Origin of the sequence: Microbispora oryzae (assembly GCF_017896165.1) — a bacterium.
Taxonomy (GTDB): Bacteria; Actinomycetota; Actinomycetes; order Streptosporangiales; family Streptosporangiaceae; genus Microbispora; species Microbispora oryzae.
Genome location: NZ_JAFCNB010000004.1, coordinates 35,990 through 58,154, shown reverse-complemented (window position 1 = coordinate 58,154; position 22,165 = coordinate 35,990). Strand labels below are relative to the sequence as shown.

At 74.4% G+C, this 22,165-nt stretch carries 19 protein-coding genes and 1 riboswitch; of the genes, 4 read left to right on the top strand and 15 right to left on the bottom strand.

Going from position 1 to position 22,165, the window contains the following annotated elements; genetic code table 11:
• Window positions 1–4 precede the first annotated feature (4 nt).
• From JOL79_RS08975 to JOL79_RS08960, 4 genes are all read right to left on the bottom strand, one after another.
• On the bottom strand, window positions 5–4,306 hold the full coding sequence (locus JOL79_RS08975) for an SbcC/MukB-like Walker B domain-containing protein (protein ID WP_210155258.1): 4,302 nt from the start codon (window positions 4,304–4,306) through the stop codon (window positions 5–7).
• Window positions 4,303–5,652: a DUF2398 family protein gene (locus JOL79_RS08970; RefSeq protein WP_210155257.1), complete on the bottom strand. Its 1,350-nt coding sequence runs from the start codon at window positions 5,650–5,652 to the stop codon at window positions 4,303–4,305. Before JOL79_RS08970 ends, JOL79_RS08975 begins: the two co-directional genes overlap by 4 nt.
• Window positions 5,645–7,183, bottom strand: a complete 1,539-nt coding sequence (locus tag JOL79_RS08965; RefSeq protein WP_210155256.1) for a TIGR02677 family protein — start codon at window positions 7,181–7,183, stop codon at window positions 5,645–5,647. The genes JOL79_RS08970 and JOL79_RS08965 overlap by 8 nt, the downstream gene beginning before the upstream one ends.
• Before the next feature lie 122 nt (window positions 7,184–7,305).
• Window positions 7,306–8,031: a glycoside hydrolase family 25 protein gene (locus JOL79_RS08960; protein ID WP_210155255.1), complete on the bottom strand. Its 726-nt coding sequence runs from the start codon at window positions 8,029–8,031 to the stop codon at window positions 7,306–7,308.
• Between the two features lie 12 nt (window positions 8,032–8,043).
• Window positions 8,044–8,189, bottom strand: a riboswitch (cyclic di-AMP (ydaO/yuaA leader).
• A 271-nt stretch (window positions 8,190–8,460) separates the two neighbouring features.
• Between JOL79_RS08960 and JOL79_RS08955 the strand changes: the two genes are divergently transcribed.
• Both JOL79_RS08955 and JOL79_RS08950 read left to right on the top strand, forming a co-directional pair.
• The gene (locus tag JOL79_RS08955; RefSeq protein WP_307848418.1) at window positions 8,461–9,039 is read left to right on the top strand and encodes a TetR/AcrR family transcriptional regulator; all 579 of its coding nucleotides are present in this window, start codon (window positions 8,461–8,463) and stop codon (window positions 9,037–9,039) included.
• 41 nt (window positions 9,040–9,080) lie between these two features.
• The gene (locus JOL79_RS08950) at window positions 9,081–9,536 is read left to right on the top strand and encodes a GNAT family N-acetyltransferase (RefSeq protein ID WP_210155253.1); all 456 of its coding nucleotides are present in this window, start codon (window positions 9,081–9,083) and stop codon (window positions 9,534–9,536) included.
• A gap of 19 nt (window positions 9,537–9,555) precedes the next feature.
• Here the strand turns inward: JOL79_RS08950 and JOL79_RS08945 are convergent, their stop codons facing one another.
• From JOL79_RS08945 to JOL79_RS08930, 4 genes are all read right to left on the bottom strand, one after another.
• Window positions 9,556–10,203 (bottom strand): 4'-phosphopantetheinyl transferase family protein, encoded by a 648-nt coding sequence (locus JOL79_RS08945; protein ID WP_210155252.1) that lies wholly within the window; start codon window positions 10,201–10,203, stop codon window positions 9,556–9,558.
• Window positions 10,200–11,033, bottom strand: coding sequence for a metallophosphoesterase family protein (locus tag JOL79_RS08940; protein WP_210155251.1), 834 nt, complete (start codon window positions 11,031–11,033; stop codon window positions 10,200–10,202). The genes JOL79_RS08945 and JOL79_RS08940 overlap by 4 nt, the downstream gene beginning before the upstream one ends.
• Before the next feature lie 125 nt (window positions 11,034–11,158).
• Window positions 11,159–11,629, bottom strand: coding sequence for a CBS domain-containing protein (locus tag JOL79_RS08935; protein ID WP_210155250.1), 471 nt, complete (start codon window positions 11,627–11,629; stop codon window positions 11,159–11,161).
• A complete protein-coding gene (locus JOL79_RS08930; protein ID WP_210155249.1) occupies window positions 11,626–12,495 on the bottom strand; it encodes a universal stress protein in 870 nt (289 codons plus the stop codon). Before JOL79_RS08930 ends, JOL79_RS08935 begins: the two co-directional genes overlap by 4 nt.
• Before the next feature lie 279 nt (window positions 12,496–12,774).
• Between JOL79_RS08930 and JOL79_RS08925 the strand changes: the two genes are divergently transcribed.
• Both JOL79_RS08925 and JOL79_RS08920 read left to right on the top strand, forming a co-directional pair.
• Window positions 12,775–13,425 carry a pyridoxamine 5'-phosphate oxidase family protein gene (locus tag JOL79_RS08925; RefSeq protein WP_210155248.1) on the top strand — a complete coding sequence of 217 codons (651 nt, stop codon included), beginning with the start codon at window positions 12,775–12,777 and terminating at the stop codon, window positions 13,423–13,425.
• Window positions 13,426–13,542: 117 nt separating this feature from the next.
• Window positions 13,543–14,244, top strand: a complete 702-nt coding sequence (locus JOL79_RS08920) for a CBS domain-containing protein (protein ID WP_210155247.1) — start codon at window positions 13,543–13,545, stop codon at window positions 14,242–14,244.
• 106 nt (window positions 14,245–14,350) lie between these two features.
• Here JOL79_RS08920 and JOL79_RS08915 read toward each other — a convergent pair whose 3' ends face one another.
• The 7 genes from JOL79_RS08915 to JOL79_RS08885 are packed head-to-tail and all read right to left on the bottom strand — an operon-like array spanning window position 14,351 to window position 22,098.
• Window positions 14,351–16,633, bottom strand: a complete 2,283-nt coding sequence (locus JOL79_RS08915) for a heavy metal translocating P-type ATPase (RefSeq protein ID WP_210155246.1) — start codon at window positions 16,631–16,633, stop codon at window positions 14,351–14,353.
• Complete coding sequence (locus tag JOL79_RS08910; protein WP_210155245.1) at window positions 16,630–17,481, bottom strand: universal stress protein; 852 nt, start codon at window positions 17,479–17,481, stop codon at window positions 16,630–16,632. The genes JOL79_RS08915 and JOL79_RS08910 overlap by 4 nt, the downstream gene beginning before the upstream one ends.
• Window positions 17,478–17,972: a hydrogenase maturation protease gene (locus JOL79_RS08905; protein ID WP_210155244.1), complete on the bottom strand. Its 495-nt coding sequence runs from the start codon at window positions 17,970–17,972 to the stop codon at window positions 17,478–17,480. Before JOL79_RS08905 ends, JOL79_RS08910 begins: the two co-directional genes overlap by 4 nt.
• Window positions 17,956–19,245 carry a Ni/Fe hydrogenase subunit alpha gene (locus JOL79_RS08900; protein ID WP_210155243.1) on the bottom strand — a complete coding sequence of 430 codons (1,290 nt, stop codon included), beginning with the start codon at window positions 19,243–19,245 and terminating at the stop codon, window positions 17,956–17,958. Before JOL79_RS08900 ends, JOL79_RS08905 begins: the two co-directional genes overlap by 17 nt.
• Window positions 19,242–20,060: an NADH-quinone oxidoreductase subunit B family protein gene (locus JOL79_RS08895; RefSeq protein WP_210155242.1), complete on the bottom strand. Its 819-nt coding sequence runs from the start codon at window positions 20,058–20,060 to the stop codon at window positions 19,242–19,244. Before JOL79_RS08895 ends, JOL79_RS08900 begins: the two co-directional genes overlap by 4 nt.
• On the bottom strand, window positions 20,060–21,028 hold the full coding sequence (locus JOL79_RS08890) for an iron-sulfur cluster-binding protein (RefSeq protein WP_230984523.1): 969 nt from the start codon (window positions 21,026–21,028) through the stop codon (window positions 20,060–20,062). The genes JOL79_RS08895 and JOL79_RS08890 overlap by 1 nt, the downstream gene beginning before the upstream one ends.
• The gene (locus JOL79_RS08885) at window positions 21,025–22,098 is read right to left on the bottom strand and encodes a 4Fe-4S dicluster domain-containing protein (protein ID WP_210155241.1); all 1,074 of its coding nucleotides are present in this window, start codon (window positions 22,096–22,098) and stop codon (window positions 21,025–21,027) included. Before JOL79_RS08885 ends, JOL79_RS08890 begins: the two co-directional genes overlap by 4 nt.
• Between the last annotated feature and the right edge of the window lie 67 nt (window positions 22,099–22,165).

The following is a 22,165-nucleotide window of genomic DNA, read 5'->3' as shown; positions in this document are numbered from 1 at the left end:
CCGGTCAGCCTCCGCCCGTCCCGATGTTGTCGCCCAGCGCTACCAGCACGCCCTCCTCCGCCGGGCCGCGGCGGGTCGGCGTGAAGCCCAGCAGTTCCCTGGCCAGGTCGTCGTTGCCGGAGAACCCGGCCGCCGAGTCGACCAGCTCGCAGCCGTCCCACAGGACGAGCATCGACGACACCGTGTGGGTCGCCTTGTCGCTGTGCATGTCGTAGTGGGCCACGGCGGGGACGGTGTCGTACCGGACCCACAGGTCGTGCCCGGTCATGAACACGTCGAGGTCGTAGCGGACGGTCAGCCCGAGCAGGTCGGGCTTGTAGACGTCGTCGATCCCGGCGAACGCCTCGTCGAGCGCGATCAGGCGGGGGCAGTCGGGCGCGGCGGAGCCGTAGAGGGCGTTGGCCGCCGCGAAGAGCGGCAGGTGGATCGCCGCCGACTTCTCCCCGCCTGACATCTGCGAGTGACGCTTCCTGCTGAGCTTCACCTCCTCCTCGCCCGGCACCTTGAGCCGCAGCTCGAAGGCCCGCCAGGCGCGGTAGTCGAGGACGGTGGACAGGGCCTCCTTGTACGTCGCCCGCGGGTGGGCGGCCCGATATTCACGGATCATCTGGCGCAGCAGCCCGCGCAGCTCGGCCAGCCGCCCCGGCCCCAGGTCGTCGCGGCCCAGCAGCTCGGAGACCTGGCGCTGGGCGTCGCCGGCCCCGTCGGCGACGACCCAGCGGATTCCCACGGTGGTTCCCGTCGACATGGGCCGTGACCGGGTGTCCGCGTCCATGCCCCTGACCAGGTCCTTCGCCAGCCTCACCCGGTCGGAGATCTGGTCGGCGAGACCGGTGAGCAACTCGTCCTCCAGGACCACGCGCTCCCGTTCCTCCAGCAGGACGGCCTGCTCCCGGGCGCGTTCGCCGACGCGCCGGGCGAACGAGGTGACCGGGTGGCGGCCGTCCGCGTCGTGGATCCGCACCAGGACGAGCGACTCCCCCTGCTCCCAGTCGAGCCGGTAGTCCTCCTCGCAGGCGTTCAGCGCCTCGCCGAACTCCTTGAGCGCGTCGGACATGCGGTCACGCGACCGTTTGCGCGCGCCGTCGCCCGCCTGCCGTCCCTCGGTGGCCCGCTCGCACAGGGCGAGCAGCTCGGCCACGCCCTCCGGCAGCACCGAGCGGACGGCCAGCGCAGCGTCGCCGGCCACCGTGCCGCTGGCCACCGTGTCACCGATCACCGTGCCGCCCGCGTCTGTGTGCGCCGCCGCGGGATCGGCCGCCGGAGACCCGGCGGGCGGAGGGACCGCCAGCCGTTCGACGACCTGGGCGGCGGCCTTCTCCGGCTCGGCCCAGCGGTCCCTGCCGGGCCACACCGGCTCGGCGGGGAGGCCGAGCACCGGCCGCAGCTCGGCCTGCGTGTACGGCGCGAAGGACGCGAGCTGCTCCTGCGTCTCCCGGAGGGCGGCTGCGAGGGCGTCGCGGCCGTGCCGGCAGGCCGTGGTGGCCTCGACCAGCGCGTCGTGCTCGGCCCTGGCCTTCTGGTCGGCGGCGCGCCACCGGGCCGTCGCGGCGGCCAGCGCCCGCTCCGCCTCGTTGATCTGGCCGAGGACCTCCTTCAGCGGGGCGCCGAGCGCGTCCTCCAGCACCGAGAGGCGTTCGGCGAGCCGCAGGTGGGCCTCCTCCTTGTCGGCCAGGTCGCCGGCGGCGGTCCCGAGGTCGGTCTCCAGCCGCTCGATCGTGCGGTGGCGCGCGGCGAGGTCACGGGCCAGCCGTTCGGCGTCGGCCACGTGGCGCGACTGCCGTTCCGCCGCGGCGGTGAAGTCGCCGACGGCCCTGACGACCGCGTCGACCTCGGCGGCCGTCACGGGCATGTTCCGGTCCGCCGCCGTCTGCCGGAGCCGCCGCCGCTCGGCGTCCATCTCGGCGGTGGCGGCGTCGAGCGCGGTCGAGGCCTCCGCGAGCTCGGCGCGGGCGGCGGCCAGCAGGGCGGACGCCCCGGTCAGCGCCGTCGCCGCCTTCGGCACGTCCCTGCCGACCTGGCGCAGCTCCGCCCGGGCCCGCCCGAGGTCGTCCAGCCGCCGCCGGACCGCCTCGCGCTCCGCCTCGGCTCTGTCGCGTTCCCGCGATCTGTCCCGGATCTCCTCGTCGAACTCGGCGAGGCGTGCCCGCCGCCTGGCCGCCCGGTTGGTCGCGCCGATGTACTCCGGCGCGGCCTTGGTCCGGGCGCCGACGTGCACGCCGTACCCGAACTGACCCCTGGTGCTGATCGCGGGGACGCCGGAGGCGACGTCGAGGTCGTCGGTCAGGGCGATGGAGGCGAGCACGCCCGCGACGACGTCGGCCGGGACGTCGTCCTGCTCCTCCGGCACCAGCACGCTCGCCAGCGTCCGCCCGGAGGGCCTGCGCTCCGGCGGGGCCGCGAGCAGGTACGACTCCGACCGCGGCTCCGATAGCGGCTCGGCCAGCGCCTCGGCGGTGAGCCGGGGGTCGGGGTGCACCCAGGCGGTGAGCAGCCCGGCCGCGTCGAGGGCGGCCTCGACGGAGGCCGCCCGCTCCCGCGGGATCTCCTCGGCGAAGCGCACCAGCCGCCAGAGCGGCGCTCCTGGCCGGGCGTCCCGCCCGGCCTGCCGGGCGGCGTCGAGCGGCGGGGCGTCGTCGCGTTCCGACGCGACCTCGTCCCGCTCGGCGGTCAGCCGCGCGATCTCGGCGGTGAGGCCCGTCACCGCCGCCTCGGCGCTCGCTGACTCGGCGGCGAGCGCCGTACGCCGCGCCTCGGCCAGTTCGGCGAAGACCTCGCCCAGGCTGGGCGCGCCCGCCTCGGGCAGCCGCGACAGGCCGCGCGTCAGAACGTCGGCGTCGCCCGCTCCGGCCGCCGCCTCGGGACCGTCGCCGGCCCACCGCCCGGCCCAGGCGCGCAGCTCGCCCTCGGCCCGCGCGAGCGCGTCGCCGAGCGCCTCCTGCGCGCGGCGGCACGCCTGCTCGCTCGTCTCGATCTTCTGATGGGCCCGTTCGAGGGACTGCCCGGCCCGGTCGCGTTCCGCCTCCGCGTCGCCGGCCCGGCGCAGCGCGGACCGCACGTCCTCGGCGTCCTGGAGCCGGGCGACGGCCCGCGCACGGACCTCCATCGGGTCGGTCCCTTCCGGAGCCGGGACGCCCGCGAGCTCGGCCGCCTCGGCTCCGGCTGTCGACTGCCGGGCCGCCGCCTCCCGCGCCTCGTCGAGCTCGCGGCCGGCCTCGGCCGCCTCACCCCGCAGGTCGGCGATGTGCCGGGCGGCGCGGCCGTTCGCCTCACGCGCCCGCGCGATCTCCTGCGCGCCCCGCGCGACCTGGGCGCGCAGGTCTTCCAGCTCGCCCTGCGCCGCGTACGCCTCGTGCCGTCGGAGCGCCTCCAGCCTGCCTTCGAGCCTCGTCTGGTCGGCGGCCGCGGCGTCCCGCTCCGCCTCGGCGGCCTCCTGCGCGGCCTCGGCTCGGCGCATCTCGGCCTGTGCCCGGCGGACCTGGACGGCGGGGTGGACGGCCTGCCCGACGCGGGCCTCGATACGGGTGAGCTGGTCGCGGACGCCGACCTGGAGATAGTCCGCGTATCGGGTCAGGAAGGCGCGGGCGGCGGCGTCGGCGGTGGCGAGGTCGTCGGCCAGGCGCTGGACGGCCTCCAGGTTGTCGAAGTCGCGGGCGGCCTGCTCGATCAGGTCGTCGGAGACGGGGCTGAGGCCCGCGGTCAGCGTGTCGGAGACCTTGGCGGGGTCGAGGTCCTTGGCCAGCAGCGGCCGGCGCAGTGCCAGCAGCAGGTCGAGCAGCTGGGTGTACCGTTCGCGGCCGAGCCGGAACAGGGCCGCGTCGACCGCGTCGCGGTAGTCGGTGGGGTTGGTGCGCGCCGCCCCGGGTTCGAGCAGCCGCCGGAGCTGCTGGTCGGTCACCGGCCGGGCGTCCTCCGACAGCAGGCCGAAGTCGACGCCGACCCGCCTGGCCGTGACGAAGTAGGTCCGCTTCACGTCGGGCCGGTCTCTGCGCGCGTGCATGGCGATGATCAGCGTGACGGTCTTGCCGCCGTTCGCGAACTCCATCCACACGAACCCGTACTCGGACTCCTGCCCGCGGTAGAGCAGGTTGGACTTCATCGTGCGGTTCTCGCCGCTGAACGGGTCGAGCCTGCGAGCGTCGACCACGCCGTCCAGGATGAACGGGAACAGCACCTCCAGGGCCTTGGTCTTGCCCGACCCGTTGTGCCCGCGCAGCACCAGCCGGCCGTCCGCGAACGCGAACTCCTCGTCGGTGTAGTCCCAGATGTTGATCAGGCCGGCACGGGACGGCTTGAACCGGGTCACGCCTGGTCTCCTTCGTCGAAGAGGTCGAGCTGGCCCCGGGGCGGCGCCGGGATCGCCAGGGTGATGTTGCGGTAGCGCATGGCCGCCGGGAGCAGCAGCACGCCGCCCGGCACCGGCCGCACCAGCCGCAGGTCCGCGAGCAGGGTGAGGGCGGCGTCGAGCAGGCCGCCGGGGTCGTGCTGCCAGGCCGCGGTGAAGGAGGCCGGGCCGAACGTGTCGTACAGCTCCTCGATCAGCGCCTTGAGCCGGTGGCGCTCCACGAGGACCAGCGGCTCGGGACGGCCCGGCGGCTCCGGCGTCTCGTGGCCGGACGACCAGGCGAGGTCGCGCACGACGCCCGCCCGTGGGAGCGCCGCGTCGACCCGTTCGATCAGCTCGCGCTGCGTGTCGGCCTCGACGGGCGGCTCCAGCCGGCCGAACGCGTCGCCGTCCTCCTCCAGCAGGTCGGCGACGCGGGCGAGCAGGAGCCCCGCCGCCCGGTTGACCGCGCCGCCCCTGCCGGGGAACGCCAGGTCGGTGAACCGGCCGCCGGGATCGGCGAGCAGCACGCCCTCGGCCCTGCGCTCCACGATCAGGCCGGTGAATCTGGCGACGTTCTCCACCAGGTCGTCGCGGCGCAGGGCCGCGGCGGCCTCGGCGTCGAGGTCGGCGTAGTAGACCACCGGCCGCTCCAGCAGCAGCCTCCTGGCCCGTCGCTCGGCCGGGCCGCCGAGGCCGTCGAGCAGGCCGGCCGCGCTGGTCAGGTGCTGCACCGGCCGGGACGGCCGGAAGATCGCCATGCAGAGGTCGTGGTCGATGTCGTACAGGGCGTCCCCTCCGTCGCCGCGCGCCCACGCCTCCACCGAGCCGTCGGACAGGTGGAGCGCGCCCCGGTCGACGAGCCAGCCGATCACGTCGACGACCGCGGCCCGGTGACCGGGCACGACCGGGTCGAAACCGAGCCCCGCGATGGTGTTGGCGACCGGGGCGAACAGGCGCACCAGGTCGGCGAGGCTGATCTCCACCCGTGACCGCTGGAAGGAGCCGAGCACCAGGCACAGGTAGGCCAGCCGCCTGCGGTCGAAGGGCCGGCCCGCCCTGGTGACGAAGATCTTCCCGCGGGAGGGGTCCAGCGCGTCGAGGCGGCGGACCAGCCGCACCTGCCGGGTGGTCGCGAGCAGCGTGTAGCCGAACAGGTCGTGGAAGTCGCGGGTGAGCTGGTCGGCCCAGGCCAGCACGCGCTCCAGCACGCCGGGACGGGGATGCACGGCGGTGATCAGGTCGGTGGTCAGCACCAGCCGTACGGCGTCCTGGTAGGCGCCGAGGTCGGTGAGCGGGACGCCGGCGGCGGCGCGCGGCTCAGCCATCGGCCCGTCCCGGGCGCGTGGAGATCTCCAGGGCGAAGCCCGGCAGGTGTAGCAGCCCGTGGGCGGTGCGGACGCCGCTGCCCGCGGCGTGGGGCACCAGCCGCAGCACCACGGTGTCGTCGCTGCCGCTCGCGGACCGCAGCCGGCCGGACACGACCGTGCGGGCCTCCAGCGCCCGCGTCAGCAGGGCGAGCAGCACCCGGGTCTCGACTTCGTCGAGCACCCGGTCGTGGGCTCCGGCGCCCGCGAGACTCGCCGCGGCCCGGCGCTCGGCCGCCCTCGCGGCGAGCTGCCGTCCGCGCAGGTCGGCCCGGGCCCGCGCGTCGGCGCGGACCGGCTGCGGGAGGCCCGGCCCGGACGGCCTGCCGGTGCGGAACGGCGTGAGCCCGATCTCGATGCCCGGGGCGTCCCACCAGGTGGATCGCGGCGAGATCTGCTCGACGTCGTCGTGGGCGCCGCCGAGATGCCGCGCCGATCCCACGTTGAACGCGGCCGAGGCCAGGGCGTACGCGGCGTCCTCGTCGGGCGCGTCGCAGATCCACTCCGCGAGGTGACGCAGCTCGGAGGCGCGGTTCACGCCGCCGCGCTGGGCCTCGGTCACCTGCCGGAGCAGGGCGATCACCCCCGACACGGCCGTGCGCGTGGCGCGGCGCAGCCCCGCCGCGCCGGACGACGCGCCGGGCTCGGCGGTGAACCAGGCCCGGAGCGCCTCCCAGCGGCGCCGCCAGTCCTCCGTGCGCTCCGCGGGACCGAGGAACGGCCGGTCGTCGACGCCGGCCGCCCTGGCGAGCATCGCGCCGGCCCCCGAGTCCTCGACCTCAAGCACCGCCCGGTGCAGCCGTGGCAGGTAGCGGTCGAGCTCGGCCATGAATTCGGTCATGTGGGCGAGCAGGGCGTTCTTGTGCCGGAGGAACAGGTCGGGCGACGCGTCCGTGGAGCCGACGATCTCGCCCAGGGTCACATGGAACCGGGCGGACCGGCGCACCATGTCCTCCATGACCTGGTCGAGGCGGGAGAGACGGCGGTACACCTGCTCCCCGTCGCCGCCGCGGTTGGCCAGTGCCAGCGACTTCAGGTCGTCGAGGATGTCGGAGAAGACGAGCCGGGACAGGTTCGCGTCCCTGACGCGCGCGGCGAGCACGTCCTCCACGGCCGTGAACGCGCGGTAGCCCAGCTCGCTGAACTGGTAGACCGACTGCCGGTTGCGGTACCGGGCCAGCGACCCCGCCCGGGAGGCGTCCTCCAGGCGGTGGATGATGCCGTCCTCGGCCAGCGCGTCGAGCCTGGCCCGCAGGGACGCGTCCGCGGCGGGGACACCGTCGTGGTGGAGGGCCAGCTCGGCCAGCGCCGCCGCCACGTCGTCGCCGTCGACCTGGACGCGGTGCACCGCCCGCAGCCGGTCCATCGCCCTGAGCACCCACAGGTACACGACGAAGTCGTCCCTGTGGGTGAACTTGAACAGCCGGAACCTGTCCCCCACGGCCGGCGCGTCCAGGTCGAGCGCGCGGCCACCGCCCCATGAATCTGCCATGACCCCGCGAGTATGCCGCACACCACCGACAACAACGGTCCCGAGCGGTCCCGAGCGGTCCGGCGCGGGCGGCGCGGCGCCGCGGCCAGGAAACGGACCCGCGGCCGGGGCTCAGCGGCGGCTCAGCGGCGGCCGAGGGCGCGCAGCTGCTTCGGCGTCAGCGTCGACACGTTCTGGTCGATCGGGGTGTCCGTGTACTGGTGGATCGTCCAGGTCTTCCAGTCGGCCGGCGGGCTGATGTCGCCTCCGGGGCGGTTGTAGTTGGCGACCCAGAGGGGATACGCGGACAGGCCGCGCCCGTAGGTCTCGGCGAAGTTCCAGCCGCTGTAGAACATGGGCGCGACCCCGGTCTTGGCCTTCACGTAGGCCAGCCAGGTCTTCGCCCAGCTGTTGACGCGCTCGACGGACTGGCCGTCCGAGGTCTCCAGGTCAAGCACGAGCAGGTCGCCGGGCCTGGCCGGCTGGGAGTTCACCACCGACAGGAAGTGGTCGGCCTCGGCGATCGGGTTGTTGGCGGGGTGCCCGTAGTGGTACACGCCGCGGACGATGCCCTTCTTGGCCAGCTCCCGCCAGTGGCGGGCGAAGGACGAGTCCGTGAAGTCCAGGCCCTCGGTCGCCTTCACGAAGCCGAACTGGGCCCGGCTGGTGTTCCAGTCGTAGTCGGACTCGTAGCCGGAGACGTCCTGGCCGTAGGTGTACGGGTTGGCGTGCGCCGGGCTCGCGACGACGAAGGTGCCGGCGGAACCGGCGAGGGCCGCCACGGCGACGGCCAGGCCCAGGCGTTTACGGGAGGGGCTCCGCCGCTCCTCGCGGGGCGAAGCGGCCGTGACGGATCGGTGATGGGGCATGTCGAGGTTGACTCCTAGCTTCCATGCCGCCTACCGGGTTAGCTGACGGGTTCGGGCAGGAAGTGCCCTACGGGCGCCCCTGGGGGGCCGGCGCTCCGATTCACCCCGGAAGAGATGGGTCCCCGGCTCCGCGAGTGCGGATTCGGCGGCCGTACGATCTCGACGGACGTGGTCCCTCGTGGCCGTACGGTCCGGGCAACGAACGGCAACGGTATGACGCTGTCAGGGCAGCATCATGCGCTGCTTCGGACTCCAAGGTACACACTTCTCAATAAAGGTGTAAATAGGACAAAAGCCATACCAGGCTGCGATCGATCGCCGTTAACGACTGAGCAAGCCATTCCCGATTTACAAAGTAGATTTACCACGCGAGCACTGGTGCAAAAGTGACGAAAGATGCGCCAACCGGTGGCCGGTATAGTGAGTCAGGTGACTGACTCCGAGAGTGAGGGGCGACCGGGCAAACGCGACCGCCTGGCCGCGGCGGCGGCGCGCGTCCTGCACGAGCAGGGGGTCGAGAAGACCACGCTCGCCGACATCGCCAAGGCCGCGGACGTCCCGGTCGGCAACGTCTACTACTACTACAAGACCAAGGATCAGCTCGTCGGCGCCGCCATCGCCACGCACGAGCGGAACATGCGCGCCCTGGTCTCCGCGCTCGACCGGCTGCCCACCCCCCAGGAACGGCTGAAGGCGCTGGTCGGCGCCTGGGTGGATCAGCGGGATCTGACCTCCAGGTACGGCTGCCCCACCGGCACCCTGGCGAGCGAACTCGACAAACGGGCCGAGGGCGGCCTGGACCGGGACGTCGCCGAGGTCATGGGGCGGCTGCTCGACTGGATCGAGCGCCAGTTCACGGCCATGGGCCGCGCCGACGCCAGGGAGCTCGCGGTCGCGCTGCTCGCCGCCTACCAGGGCATCTCGCTGCTCACGAACACCTTCAGAGACCCCGGCCTGATGAGCGCGGAGGGCCGCCGTCTGGAACGCTGGATCGACTCGCTCGGCTGAGAAGGTCCGGGCGCGAGCACAAAGACGAGAGGGCGAGCGACATGGACATCCGGGTGGACGACCTCTCCGGGCCGGAGATCGCCGAGTTCCTGCTGGAACACGTTCGGGAGATGCGGTCGATCACTCCCCCGGAGAGCAAGCACGCGCTCGACATCGACGCGCTCCGCCGGCCCGGCGTCACGTTCTGGACCGTACGGGACGGGGACGCCGTCGTGGGCTGCGGCGCGATCAAGGCGCTGGACGGCGGCCACGCGGAGCTGAAGTCGATGCGCACCGCGTCGTCGCGCAAGCGCGCGGGGATCGCGTCCCTGCTGCTCGAGCACATCATCGCCGAGGCCGGGCGGATGGGGTTCGCCCGGCTGAGCCTGGAGACCGGCGCGGCCGCCTTCTTCCTGCCCGCCAGGAGGCTGTACGAGAAGTTCGGGTTCGCGTACTGCGAGCCGTTCGGCGACTACCGGCCCGATCCGAACAGCGTGTTCATGACGAGACGCCTCTGACGGGTCCGCGCGGCCCGGCTCAGCGGTGGACCGTGACGGAGGTCGTCAGCAGACCGCCGTCGGCCAGCCAGCGACCCCGGAAGCCGGTCAGCGGCCTTCCGCCGATGCGCGGCCCCGGCACGAGAAGGGTGGCGGAGAACGAACCGTCCCGGTCGATCCGGATCAGGGCCTCCGTGAAGTCCAGCCACCGGCGGGCCAGCGGGAACCACGCCTTGTAGACGCTCTCCTTGGCGCTGAACAGCAGGCGGTCCCAGTGCGGTCCCCCGGCCGGCTCCCCCAGCCCGGCCAGCGTCTCGCGCTCCTCGGCGAGGGAGATCGTGCCGAGGACGCCTGCGGGCAGCGGCAGATCCGGCTCGGCGTCGATGCCCACGCTGAGGACGTCCGTCGAGACCGCGGCCGCCCGGTATCCGGCGCAGTGGGTGATCGAGCCCACCACTCCGGCCGGCCATGTCGGCGAACCGGCCTCGCCCGGCGGGATGGCCACGGGCGGGAAGCCGAGCGCGGCCAGCGCCGTCCGCGCGCAGTGCCGTCCGGCGGTGAACTCGGCGCGGCGCTTGGCCACCGCACGGGCGACGTGGGCCTCCTCCTCGGGGAAGAGCACGACCCCCGGCGGGTCGTCGAAGACCTCGGCCGCGGCCACCCCGTCCGGCAGGATCCGTTCGATCACGGCGCCGGCAGGATCTGGCGCGGCCGGCCAGGCGTGCCGGCCCGGGGCTTCCACTCCCGCGGGTATCCCAGCGAGACCTCCTCGAAGCGGACGCCGTCGTACCAGGTGGTGCGGGGGATGTGCAGGTGGCCGTAGACGGCGGCGACGGCCTGGAAGCGCAGATGCCAGTCGGCGGTGGCCTCGGTGCCGCACCAGATGGCGAACTCGGGGTAGCGCAGGATCCGGGTGGGCTCGCGGACCAGCGGATAGTGGCCGGCCAGGACCGTCGGCAGCCCGCCCGGCCGCTCCTCGAGCCGCCGTTCCGTCTCCTTCAGCCGCGCGGCGCACCACGCCTGCCGGGACGGGTACGGGTCGGGGTGCAGGAACGTCTCGTCGGTGCAGACGACCCCGCTCTTGTACGCGAGGGCCAGCGCGGCCTCCACGGTCGTCACTCCGGGCATGCGGAACGTGTAGTCGTACAGGACGAACAGCGGGGCGACCACGACGGTCCCGCCCGGTCCGTCCCAGACGGGGTACGGATCCTCCGGGGTGACGACGCCGAGGGAGCGGCACACCTCGACGAGACGCCGGTAGCGCTCCTCCCCGCGCAGCGTGACGGGGTCGCTTGGATGGCTCCACAGCTCGTGGTTGCCCGGCGTCCACACGACTTTCTCGAAGCGCCCGGCGAGCAGGCGCATCGCCCACTCGAAGTCGCCCAGGCTCTCGCACACGTCTCCGGCGACGATCAGCCAGTCACCCGGGGAGGAGGGCTGGAGCCCCTCCAGGATCGCCCGGTTCTCCGGGTAGCCGATGTGGAGGTCGCTGATGGCGAGGAGCCGTTCGCTAGACAACGGCGATCCATGGACTGACGGGCCGCATCGGCAGGTCCTCGCCCCTCACGTGTCGGGTTCGCCGGGAAACTTCCGCTTGATCGATGATGCCAGACCGAGCGGCGCGCCGGGAGTCCGCGACCGGCTCAGGAGGGCAGCACCGGCTCCAGCCGGAACATGGCGCCCTCCGCCCGGCCCCGGCCGGGAGCGCCGCTGATCCGGCCGGCCACCGCCCTGAGGACGTCGACCGTCGTGATGATCCCGGCCGTGCGGCCGTGTTCGTCGACCACGGGGACGGCGTCGCGCCCGGCGTCGAGCATCGTGGCCGCCACGCAGTCGAGGGGCGCGTCCATCCGCACGCGGGGCAGCCGCCGCTCGCCCAGGAACTCGCGGACCTCGCGGCGGGCGAGATCGGCCGGGCCGCCCGACCAGCCCATGGCCAGGTCGAGCCGGGTGAGGACGCCGTGGAGCCGCCGGTTGCCGTCGACGACGGGGATGTGGTGGACGCCGGCCCGCCGCATGAGCTCCCACGCCATGAGCGGGGACTCGTCCGGCGCGACGGTGAGGACGATCCGGCTCATGACGTCGGCCGCTGTGAGCCTCCGGGTGCCGATCATGTCTCCTCCTTCCCCGGCCGCACGATCGCGACCGGGCAGTGCGCGCGGTGCAGGACGCCGTGACCGACCGAGCCGAGCACGGCGGCGCTCATCGCGCCGAGCGCCCGCGAGCCGACCACCAGCAGGTCGGCGGAGCGCGACGCCTCCGACAGCGCGTGAACGGGATGGTCGCAGACGGCCTCCTCCTCGACGGGGACGTCGGGCTGCTTGTCCCGCCACCTCCCGAGCTGCTGCAGGACCGCGGCGGCCCGCCCCTCGAAGACCTCCTGCGACAGCTCGTCGCGGCCGGGCGTGAGCGGCGGGAGCACGGGCATCTGCCACGCGTAGACCACCCTCAGCCGGGCCGAGCGGCGCCGCGCCTCGGCGAATCCGTGGGCGAGCGCCGCCTCGGCGTGATCGGAGCCGTCGTAGCCGACCACGATCTCGCCGTACAGGGGCGATGCGGGCCGGCGGACGACCACGACGGGGCCGGCGACGTGCCCGGCCACCCCGAGGCCCACCGAGCCGAGGACCATGCCGGCGAAGCCGCCCATGCCGCGGCTGCCGATCACGAGCTCATCGGCGTCCCGCGACTCGAACTTCAGCCGTCCGATCACGTCGCCGGTGACCAGGTGCTTGGCCACCCTCACCCCCGGCGACCGGTCCCGCGCGTGCCGTTCCGCGGCGTCGAGCACGCCCTGGCAGTAGCGGTGGATCGCCTGGTCGAGGCCCTCGGGCCCGGGGAACGCCCAGTTGCCCGCCCACGGCTCGCGTACGTGCACGATCCGGACGTCCGCGGCCCTGCGGACGGCGTCGTCCACGGCGTAGTCCAGCGCCGCGGACGCGGCGGCGGATCCGTCGACGCCGACGACCACGAATCCCGCCATGACCATCCCCTCCTTGATTGGCCCTCTTCCATCACATCTCGGGCGAGAGCTGATCACCGCTGCCGAACGTCACCGGGTGGATGGGACTTTCGGACCCCTTCCAGCCCCTTTGGACCTGGGCCCGCTCCCACCGGTCCACGATCACGCGGGGCCGCGTACCGTGGGCGGTGACGGGCAAAGAGCCGGACGGACGGCTCACGACGCGTGCCGCCGAGGCGAACGGTGCCGATCCCGGCCGCGAGGTGCTCCCGCCCTTCCCGCGTCAGGAGGAGGAAGCGGATGTCTCACACGAAGAGCACACCGGGCGACCTCGGGCGCCGCGTCGCCTACCAGCGGAAGAGGCTCGGCCTCACCCGGCAGGAGGTGGCCGAGCGGGCCGGGATGGCGCCCGGGTTCGTCGAATATCTGGAGGAGCGGCCCGCCTCGCTGACCGAGGGGAGCCTGCTGCGGCTCGCGTACGCGCTTGAGACCACGGTGGACGAGTTGCTGGGCGCCACCGCCGACCGGCCGGCGGGCGCCGGGACGGCCGTGGTCCGCCCGCTCCTGGACGCCCTGGACCTGGAGGAGTGCATGCGGCTCATCTGGCCGGGCGGGATCGGCCGGGTGGCCTTCACCGGCCCGGACGGCCCCGTCGTGCTTCCGGTCAACTACCGGCTGCACCACGGCGAGGTGATCTTCCGTACCGCCGCCGGCGGCTCCCTCGACCGGAGCGTCGGCGTGGTCGAGGGCTGCATGACCGGCTTCGAGATCGACCACATCGACGAGGTCAGGAGCGAGGGCTGGAGTGTGCTGATCCAGGGACAGGCCCAGCCGGTCGGCCCGGGCGAGCCGCCCGTGCCGGGCCTGGAGCCGTGGGCGGGCGGCGAGCGCACGCTCGTCGTCAGGATCGTCCCGCGCCACGTCACCGGCCGCCGCATCCGCGCCTTCTGAGGCTTCCGGCACTTCTGACCCCTGATCCGCTCCCCCGCCCATGACCATGGCGCGGCGTGGGCATCCTCCTCACAGGGGGTGCGCCGGACCCGGGGACCGGCCGTGGAGGTGGTCGAGATGCACATGAAGGTTCGCGATGTGATGACCAGGAAGGTCGTCGCCGTCACGGGCGCCACCTCCTATCGGGACGTCGCCCAGGTCCTCATCGACCGCGGGGTGAGCGCGGTGCCCGTCGTGGACGAGAGATGCCACGTCATCGGGGTGATCTCGGAGGCCGACCTGCTCCGCAAGGAGGAGTTCAGGGAGCAGTACTACGGGGAGGATTACCGCCCGCCGTTGCGGCAGCGGCTGCGGGAGCAGCTCGGGCGGCGCGGCACCACCATGGCCGACCGGGCGCGCGGCGACACGGCGGCCGACCTGATGTCCGCGCCGCCGGTCACCACCAGGCCGTACATCAGCGTGGTGAGCGCGGCCCGGATCATGGCCGCGCACGAGGTCAAGCGGCTCCCCGTGGTGAACGACGACGGCCGGCTCGAAGGCATCGTCAGCCGGCACGACCTGCTCCGCGTCCTCGCCAGGACCGACGACGACATCGCCCGCGAGATCCACGCCGACATCCTCGACTGCGCGCTGTGGACGGACACCTCCGGCGTCCGGGTCCAGGTGACCGACGGGGTGGTGACTCTCACCGGCAAGATCGCCCGGCACAGCGACGCGCGGATCCTCGTCCGGATGACGGAGCGGGTCAACGGCGTGAGCGAGGTGCTCGACCGGCTGGAGTGGGAGGTCGACGACCTGTCCGCCGGCGCCCGCCGCTGATCGGGCCCGGCGCGGGCGACGACGTTCCTCTCACTGTTCGGCCTTGTCACTGTTCGGCCTGTCACTGTCCGGCCTGTCACTGTCCGGCCTGTCACTGTCCGGCCTGTCACTGTCCGGCGGGACCGGTCACGAGCGAGAAGTAGGCCTCCTCCTCCTGCGCGAAGTGCAGGGTCAGCACGGCGTGCAGGCCGTAGAGGCACGCCCGGAGGTCGTCGAGCTGATCGGGGCGGGGGCCCGCGTCGCCCGCCATCCGGAGGTGGCGGTCGAGCCGCCCCACCAGCCGGTCGATCTCCGCGTGGGCCCTGCTCATCGTCACGGTCGCCTCCGGGTCCCGCAGCACCCGGGCGATCGCCGGGTAGAGCCTGGCCTCCTCGTCGTGTTCGTGCGGCAGCAGTTCGTCCGCCAGGAACTCCCGCACCCCCCGCAGATCGGCCAGCGCCTCGTCAGGCGGGAGCAGGCCGACGCGGTCGGCCACGGCCCTGATCATGTCGAGCGGCGGGCGCAGCTCGGCGTGCTCCCGCTCGAACCGCCGCAGCAGGTCCGCCGTGGGCCGGTCCACCGGCAGGCGGGTCCCGCGCGCGGCGCGCAGCGCCCTGAGGGCGTTGAGGATCACGGCCACGTCGATCAGTTCCTGCACGACGGCGCCAGCGGCGGGCACGATCGCCCCCGCGGCGGCAACCGCCATCGCGAGCAGGGACAGCCCCATCCCCGCCCCGGCGCTCTGCACGGCGATGCGGCGGGTCCGGCGCGCCACGTCCATCGCGTCCGCGATCGGGTCGATGCGGTCGGCGGTCAGCACCACGTCGGCCGCCTCCGCCGACGCCGCGGTCCCCCGGGCTCCCATCGCCACGCCCACGTCGGCCGCGGCCAGCGCGGGCGCGTCGTTGATCCCGTCGCCGACCATGATCGTCGTAGCTCGCCGCGCCTCGTCCCGCACGCCCTCCACCTTGCTCAGCGGGGTGCGCTCGGCCAGCACCCCGTCGATCCCGAGCACGGCGGCCACGGCCTCGGCGACCTCGGCCCGGTCGCCGGTGAGCATCACGACCCTGGCGATCCCCGCCGCGCGCAGCCGCCGCAGCGTCCGGCCGGCGTCCCCCCGTACGGCGTCGCGGAGCAGGACCACCCCGCTCACCTCGTCGTCCACGGTCACCCAGACGGTGATCGCCCCGTCCAGCGCCGCCCTGGCCCGCTGCGCCGCCACCCACCCGCCGGGGCGGGCGCCGTCGAGCCTGCCGACGCGCACGCGGCGCCCGCCGACCAGCCCCGCCGTGCCGGTGCCCGGGATCTCGGACACCTCCCGCGGCTCGGGCAGGTCCAGCTTCCTGGCCTGCGCCGCGCCGACGACGGCCGCGGCCAGCACATGGGCGGACATCTGGTCCACGGCCGCCGCCAGGCGCAGGACCCGTTCCGGATCGCCGCCCGGCGCGGCGACGACGTCGACTACCCGGGGCCGCCCCTCGGTGAGCGTGCCGGTCTTGTCGAGCACGAGGGTGCGGGCCCGGCCGAGGGTCTCCAGCGCGCCGCCGCCCTTGACGATCACGCCGTGCCGTGCCGTACGGGACAGACCCGCGGCGATGGCGGCGGGGGCGGCCAGCAGCAACGGGCACGGCGTCGCCACCACCAGCACGGCCACCGCCCGCACGGCGTCGCCCGAGGCCAGCCAGGCGCCCCCGGCGAGCAGCAGGGTGAGCGGCAGGAACCACGCGGCGAACCGGTCGGCCAGGCGGACGACCGGGGCGGAGCCCGCCTCCGTCTCACGCGCCAGCCGGACCACACCGGCGTAGGCGCTGGCGTCGGCGGTCGCCGTCGCCCGGATGTCGAACGCCTGGCCGACGTTGACCACGCCGCTCCGGACGCACTCCCCCGCCCGGTGCTCGACGGGCAGCGACTCGCCGGTGAGGGCTGACTCGTCGAGCAGCGCGTCGCCTGAGGCGACCACGCCGTCGACGGGCACCGTCTCGCCGCTGGGCACGAGCAGCCGGTCACCGGGCCGGACGTCCCCGGCCGGGACGAGGCGGGGCACGCCGTCCTCGTAGCGGCGGGCGGAGCGCGGCGTCCGCTCGTGCAGCGCCGTCAGATCGCGGCGGGCCCGGCTGAGGGCGTGGTCCTCCAGCACCCGGCCGCCCGCCAGCATCACGCCGATCACGGCTCCGGCGAGGTACTCCCGGACCGCCAGGGCGCCGCCCAGCGCGAGCGCCGCGATCGCGTCGACGCCGAGCCGCCCGGCGAGCAGCGCGCTCACCACCCACCAGACGGCCGGGATCAGGGCCAGGGTCGTGCCCGCCGCCCAGACGGCGTCGCCCGCGGCCGCGGCCCCCGTCCAGTGCAGGAGACCGCCCGCCGCGAGCGCGCCGAGCGTCGCGCCGAGCAGCGCGAGACGACGTCTCATCCGCCCAGCCTGACGATCACGAGCGGGCAGGGCGCGTGGTGGAGCATGGCCTGGCTGACCGAGCCCAGCACGAGCCCGGCGAACTCCCCGTCCCCGTGCGAGCCGAGGACCAGCAGGTCGGCCCCGGCGCAGGAGGCACGCAGGACGTCGACCGGATGCCCGCGTGCGACCTCCTCGATCACCTCCACCTCGGGGTAGCGCTCCCGCCAGCCCGCGAGGGCCTCCGTCAGCAGCCGCGTCTCGCTCTGCTCCTCGCTCGCCTCGTCGGCGCCGGGAGTGAGGACGCTGACCGACACGGGCGGGCTCCAGGCGTGCACGGCCCGCAGCCGGGCGTTCCGCAGCGACGCCTCGGCGAAGGCGAACGCCAGGACGGCCCGGCCGCCGGGCGAACCGGCCACGCCCACCACCAGCTCGTTCCGCTCGACGGCGGGCAGTTCCCGCACGACGACCACGTCGCAGGCCGCGTGCGCGACCACGCCGTACGCGACGGATCCGAGCAGGAGCCCGCGGAAGCCCCCGAGCCCGTGGTTGCCGACGACGAGGAGATCCGTCCGGCCCGCCGCGTCGACGAGTGCCCGGCGGGGGTCGCCGTCCAGGGTCACCGCCTCCACCTCGATCCCCGGCGCCTCGTGCCGGGCCCGCGTCACCGTCTCGGCGAGCAGGGCCCCGGCCTCCCGCCGCATCCACTCGGCCACGGCCCCGATCCGGGGGTCCACCACGGCGGCGCCGGTCCAGGCGTGAATCGCGTGGACGACGCGCAGGGGGACGTGGCGCATGGCCGCCTCCCTGGCCGCCCACACGGCCGCCTCGAGACCGGCGCGCGAGCCGTCCACTCCGGCGATGATCATGGGCTCCTCCCCTCGGCCGGCCCTTCCGCCTTGGGCGCCGGACGGGTGAACCGCTCCGCCAGCTCGTCGGCCAGGGCGCCCGCGGCTCGCCGGACGGCCGGCGTCATCGCCGCCCCGAGGGTGAAGTCGGCGCCCTCGATCCCGACGATCAGCAGCCGCCGGGGCAGCCGGCCGAGCGCGCGCGCGAGCTCGACCGCGTCCCGCAGGCCCAGACCGTGCGAGCCGAGGTGCCGTCCCGCGCCCGGGGCCAGAGCATGGCAGCGGTGCACGGTCCCCGGCGGGGCCCCGGAGCGGACGGCGTCGACGACCACGGCCAGGTCGGCCCCCGACCAGCTCTCGATCAGCTCGGCGGCGTCCCCGCGGTTCTCCACCAGTGCGACCTGCGGCGGGAGCGTCCCGCGCAGCAGCCGCACGACCTCGATGCCCGCGGCGTCGTCGCCCCGGCACACGCCGCCGAAGCCGACGACCACGGTCCTACCGGGCGTCGACATGAAGGTCCAGGAAGTGGGCGGAGCAGGAGATGCACGGATCGTGGTTGCGGATCGCCCGCTCGCACAGCGCGGCCAGCTCGTCGCCGGGCAGGTCGAGGCGCGGCTCGACGACCGCCCGCAGGTCCGCCTCGATGCGGGCCTGGTTCTGCGCCGTGGGCGGCACGATGTCGGCCTCGGCGATCAGCCCGTCAGGGCCGAGCCGGTAACGGTGATAGAGGGTGCCGCGGGGCGCCTCGGACGCGCCGTGGCCGGTGGCGGCGCGGGGTTCCACGGGCACCGCGGGCGCCTCCGGCTCGGTCAGCTCATCGATGATCCGCAGCGCCTCCGCGCAGGCGTGCACGATCTCCACGGAGCGCACCACGATGCTGCGGAACGGGTTGCGGCAGACCGGGCCCAGCCCGGCCCCGGCGGCGGCCTCGCGGGCGAGCGGGGAGAGCTGGGCGGAGTTGAGGGCGTAGCGGGCGAGCGGCCCCGCGAGATATCCGGCGACGCCGTCCAGCCGGGCGTGCAGCGCGGTGGAGTGCGGCACCTGCTCCTCGGTGACGTGCTCGGGCCACTCCCACACCGGGAAGCCCACGCCGTCGCCGGTGGCGACGGAGCCGGACAGGATGGCGTACTCGCCGGGGTGGCGCAGGGCGAGGAAGCGGTAGTCGTGTTCGACGTCGGGGAAGTCGAGGGACGCCGCCCACTCGACCGTCGCCAGCGCCTGGTCGAGGGCCCGGCGCAGCCGCTCGGCGACCGGAGCCAGCTCGCGCCGCCCCGGCACCCGGTAGAAGCCGCCGACCCTGACGTTCACGGGGTGGATCGGCCGCCCGCCGATCGCGGCGACCAGCTCGTTGCCCGCCTTCTTGAGGGCGAGGCCCCGTTCCACGAGGTCGCGGCGGTCGGCCGCCAGCGCCAGCCCGCTCTCGTACCCCAGGAAGTCGGGCGCGTGCAGCAGGTAGACGTGCAGGGCGTGCGACTCGATCCACTCGCCGTAGTAGAGCAGCAGGCGCAGGTCGCGAAGCGGCCCGGTCACCTCCACCCCGCAGGCCGCCTCGATGGCCTGGCACGCGCTCATCTGGTACGCCACGGGGCAGATGCCGCAGATCCGCGCGGTGATGTCGGGCGGCTCGGTGTAGGCCCGGCCGCGCAGCAGCGCCTCGAAGAACCTCGGCGGCTCGTAGATGCGCAGCTCCAGGCCCGCGAGGCGGCCGTCCCTGACGCGGAGGGTCAGCGCCCCCTCGCCCTCCACCCGCGACAGGCCGCCGACGCTGACGGTCTTGTGCGTCACGGCGCGTCACCGGCCTCGCGGGCGGCCTCATCGGCGGCCGCGTCACCGGCCCGCAGGAAGGGCTCGTCGGTCGCGTTGAAGGTGCGGTAGACGCGGACGAGTTCCGGCGTGCTCATGCCGAGCTCGCGCAGCTGCCGGTTGAGCGCACGAGCGTTGGGGCTCTCCATCGGGCCGAAGCAGCCGTAACACCCCCGGTTGAACGCCGGGCACAGCGCCCCGCAGCCCGCCTGGGTGACGGGACCCAGGCAGGGCGTCCCGTGGGCGACCATGACGCAGGGGTTGCCGCGGGCCTTGCACTCCACGCACACGCTGTGCGGCGGCACGACCGGCCGGCGTCCCGCCAGGAAGGCCGCGACGACCTCAAGCAGCTGCCGCCGGTCGATGGGGCAGCCGCGCAGCTCGAAGTCGACCGGCACATGGGCCGAGATCGGGGTCGAGCGGTCCAGGGTCGCGACGTACTCGGGCCGGGCGTACACGACGGACGCGAACTCCCGCACGTCGGCGAAGTCGCGCAGCGCCTGGATGCCCCCGGCCGTCGCGCACGCGCCGATCGTGACCAGGCGCCTCGACACCCGGCGCACGTGCCGGATCCGTTCCAGGTCGTCGGGCGTGCTGATCGACCCCTCGACCAGGGACAGGTCGTACGGCCCCGGCCCGGCCGCGCTCGACGCCTCCAGGAAGTAGGCGATCTCCACCCGGGCCGCGACGGACAGCAGTTCGTCCTCGCAGTCGAGCAGGGTGAGCTGACAGCCGTCGCACGAGGCGAACTTCCACACCGCCAGCCGCGGGACGCCGTCCCGCCCCGTCGCGCCCATCACAGCTCCCGCACGGCGAGCAGGTGGGCCACCCGGCCGTAGTTGACCACGGGGCCGTCCAGGCACAGCATCAGGGGGCCGAGCTGGCAGTGGCCGCACCAGCCGATGCCGCACTTCATGTTGCGCTCGATCGACAGCTCCACCCGCTCCGGCGCCACCCCGCGGCGGGTCAGCTCGGCGGCGGTGGCGCGCATCATGGGTTCGGGCCCGCAGACGTAGGCGAAGGTGCTCCGGGGCTGGAACACCACGCGGTCGATGAGCCGGGTGACCAGGCCGACCGGCCCGGTCCACCCGGCGTCCGCCGGATCCGGATGATCGACGGTCACCTGCACGTCCAGCCCGTACTCACGCCAGTGGGCGAGCTCGCGGGCGTAGACGAGGGTCGCGGGGGTGCGGGTGCCCATGATCACGCTGATCCGCCCGTAGCCGGATCTGCGCCGGAGCAGCTCGCGCACCAGGGGACGCAGCGGCGCGATGCCGAGCCCGCCCGCGGCCACGACCACGTCGAGGCCCTCCGCCGCGGCGAGGTCCCAGGCGGTGCCGAACGGCCCGCGCACTCCGATGATCTCTCCCGGCCGTTTGGCGCACAGGGCCTCGCTGACCGCGCCGACCGCCCTGACGGTGTGCACGTACCCGCCGTGCCTGGTCCGGCCGCTGACCGACATCGGCACCTCGCCGACCCCCGCGGCGTACAGCATGGTGAACTGGCCGGGCAGGGCGGGCGCGCACCTGCCGCGCACCGGCTCCAGCGACAGCGTCACCGTGTCGGCCCGGTCGGGCCGCCGCGACCGCACCCGGTACGGCGCCGGGGTCATCGGACGCGCCCGCGGCGCGGGCTCCGGCGCGGGCCCGGGCCGGGTCTGCGGCCACGGCGGGGGCACGGTCTCGGGCACGGTCTCGGGCACGGTCCCGGGCACGGTCCCGGGCACCGCCTGGGACGCGGTTCCGGGCACGGCCTGGGCGGTCATCGCAGCTTCGCCAGCTCTTCGGTCACGTCGATCCCCACCGGGCACCACGTGATGCACCTCCCGCAGCCGATACAGCCGGACGTGCCGAACTGGTCGAACCAGGTCGAGAACTTGTGCGTCAGCCACTGGCGGTAGCGGGCGGCCCCCGACCCGCGGACCGGGGCCCCGCCGACCTCGGTGAATCCGAGGGTGAAGCAGGAGTCCCACCGCTCGGTCCGCCCGGCGGTCCCGTCGCCGAGATCGGTGAAGTCCTCCACGGTGGTGCAGAAGCAGGTGGGGCAGACCATCGTGCAGTTGGCGCAGGTGAGGCAGCGGGAGGCCACCTCCTGCCACTGCGGCGACTCGGGGGCGGAGGCCACCCGCTCCTTGATCCCGTCGGTGTCCACGCTCCGTCCCATGTGCTCGGCCGCACAGCGGGACACCTCGCGGGCCGCGTGGAGATCGGCCTCGGTCGCCGGATCGTGCGGCAGGAGCCGGAGGATCTCCGCGCCGCGCTCGCCGCCCGCCTCGGCGACGAACCGGTGCGGGCCGGCCAGCTCGGTGAGCGCCAGGTCGTACCCGCTCGTCGCTCTGGGCCCGGTGCCCATCGAGACGCAGAAGCAGGTGCCGCCGGGCACCGCGCAGTTGACCGCGACGAGGAACAGGTTCTCCCGCCGGCGCCGGTAGCCGGGGTCGGGGTGCCTGCCGCCGAGGAACACCCGGTCCTGTACGGCCAGCGCGGCCAGATCGCAGGCCCGGATGCCGAGCAGCGCGACCTTGGGCGCCGGCTCCTCCGGTTCCTCGACGGTCTCGCCGTGCATGCGGAACAGGGTCCGGCTCGGCGGCTGGGTGAACCGTTTGGCCGAGTCGGGGCTCGCGGCGAAGCCGAAGAACATCCCGTCGCCCGCCGGGCCCAGGCGGTAGCGGCCGGGCGCCTGCTCGTCGGTGAGCCCGGCGGGCAGATCGGACTCGGCGTCGATCTCCGACATGCGGATGACTTCGTCTCGTGACACGGGTCCCACCACGGTGTACCCGCGCGATCGCAGTTCCCCGATGAGGGGGTCGAGCGAGCGGATGACGACGGCGTCCATGGGCGGCTCCCTTCACCCGTCGGCGCGTCGTGAACTCCGCTGTCCACATTACTCCGGGTGACGGAGA

Excerpts from the sequence above, each read along its gene's own strand:
- JOL79_RS08960 (WP_210155255.1), bottom strand. The coding sequence starts at position 8,031 with ATGCCCCATCACCGATCCGTCACGGCCGCTTCGCCCCGCGAGGAGCGG.
- JOL79_RS08920 (WP_210155247.1), top strand. The coding sequence starts at position 13,543 with ATGCACATGAAGGTTCGCGATGTGATGACCAGGAAGGTCGTCGCCGTC.
- JOL79_RS08930 (WP_210155249.1), bottom strand. The coding sequence starts at position 12,495 with ATGGCGGGATTCGTGGTCGTCGGCGTCGACGGATCCGCCGCCGCGTCC.
- JOL79_RS08915 (WP_210155246.1), bottom strand. The coding sequence starts at position 16,633 with ATGAGACGTCGTCTCGCGCTGCTCGGCGCGACGCTCGGCGCGCTCGCG.
- JOL79_RS08910 (WP_210155245.1), bottom strand. The coding sequence starts at position 17,481 with ATGATCATCGCCGGAGTGGACGGCTCGCGCGCCGGTCTCGAGGCGGCC.
- JOL79_RS08970 (WP_210155257.1), bottom strand. The coding sequence starts at position 5,652 with ATGGCTGAGCCGCGCGCCGCCGCCGGCGTCCCGCTCACCGACCTCGGC.
- JOL79_RS08905 (WP_210155244.1), bottom strand. The coding sequence starts at position 17,972 with ATGTCGACGCCCGGTAGGACCGTGGTCGTCGGCTTCGGCGGCGTGTGC.
- JOL79_RS08950 (WP_210155253.1), top strand. The coding sequence starts at position 9,081 with ATGGACATCCGGGTGGACGACCTCTCCGGGCCGGAGATCGCCGAGTTC.
- JOL79_RS08965 (WP_210155256.1), bottom strand. The coding sequence starts at position 7,183 with ATGGCAGATTCATGGGGCGGTGGCCGCGCGCTCGACCTGGACGCGCCG.
- JOL79_RS08925 (WP_210155248.1), top strand. The coding sequence starts at position 12,775 with ATGTCTCACACGAAGAGCACACCGGGCGACCTCGGGCGCCGCGTCGCC.
- JOL79_RS08895 (WP_210155242.1), bottom strand. The coding sequence starts at position 20,060 with ATGGGCGCGACGGGGCGGGACGGCGTCCCGCGGCTGGCGGTGTGGAAG.
- JOL79_RS08885 (WP_210155241.1), bottom strand. The coding sequence starts at position 22,098 with ATGGACGCCGTCGTCATCCGCTCGCTCGACCCCCTCATCGGGGAACTG.
- JOL79_RS08890 (WP_230984523.1), bottom strand. The coding sequence starts at position 21,028 with ATGACCGCCCAGGCCGTGCCCGGAACCGCGTCCCAGGCGGTGCCCGGG.
- JOL79_RS08935 (WP_210155250.1), bottom strand. The coding sequence starts at position 11,629 with ATGATCGGCACCCGGAGGCTCACAGCGGCCGACGTCATGAGCCGGATC.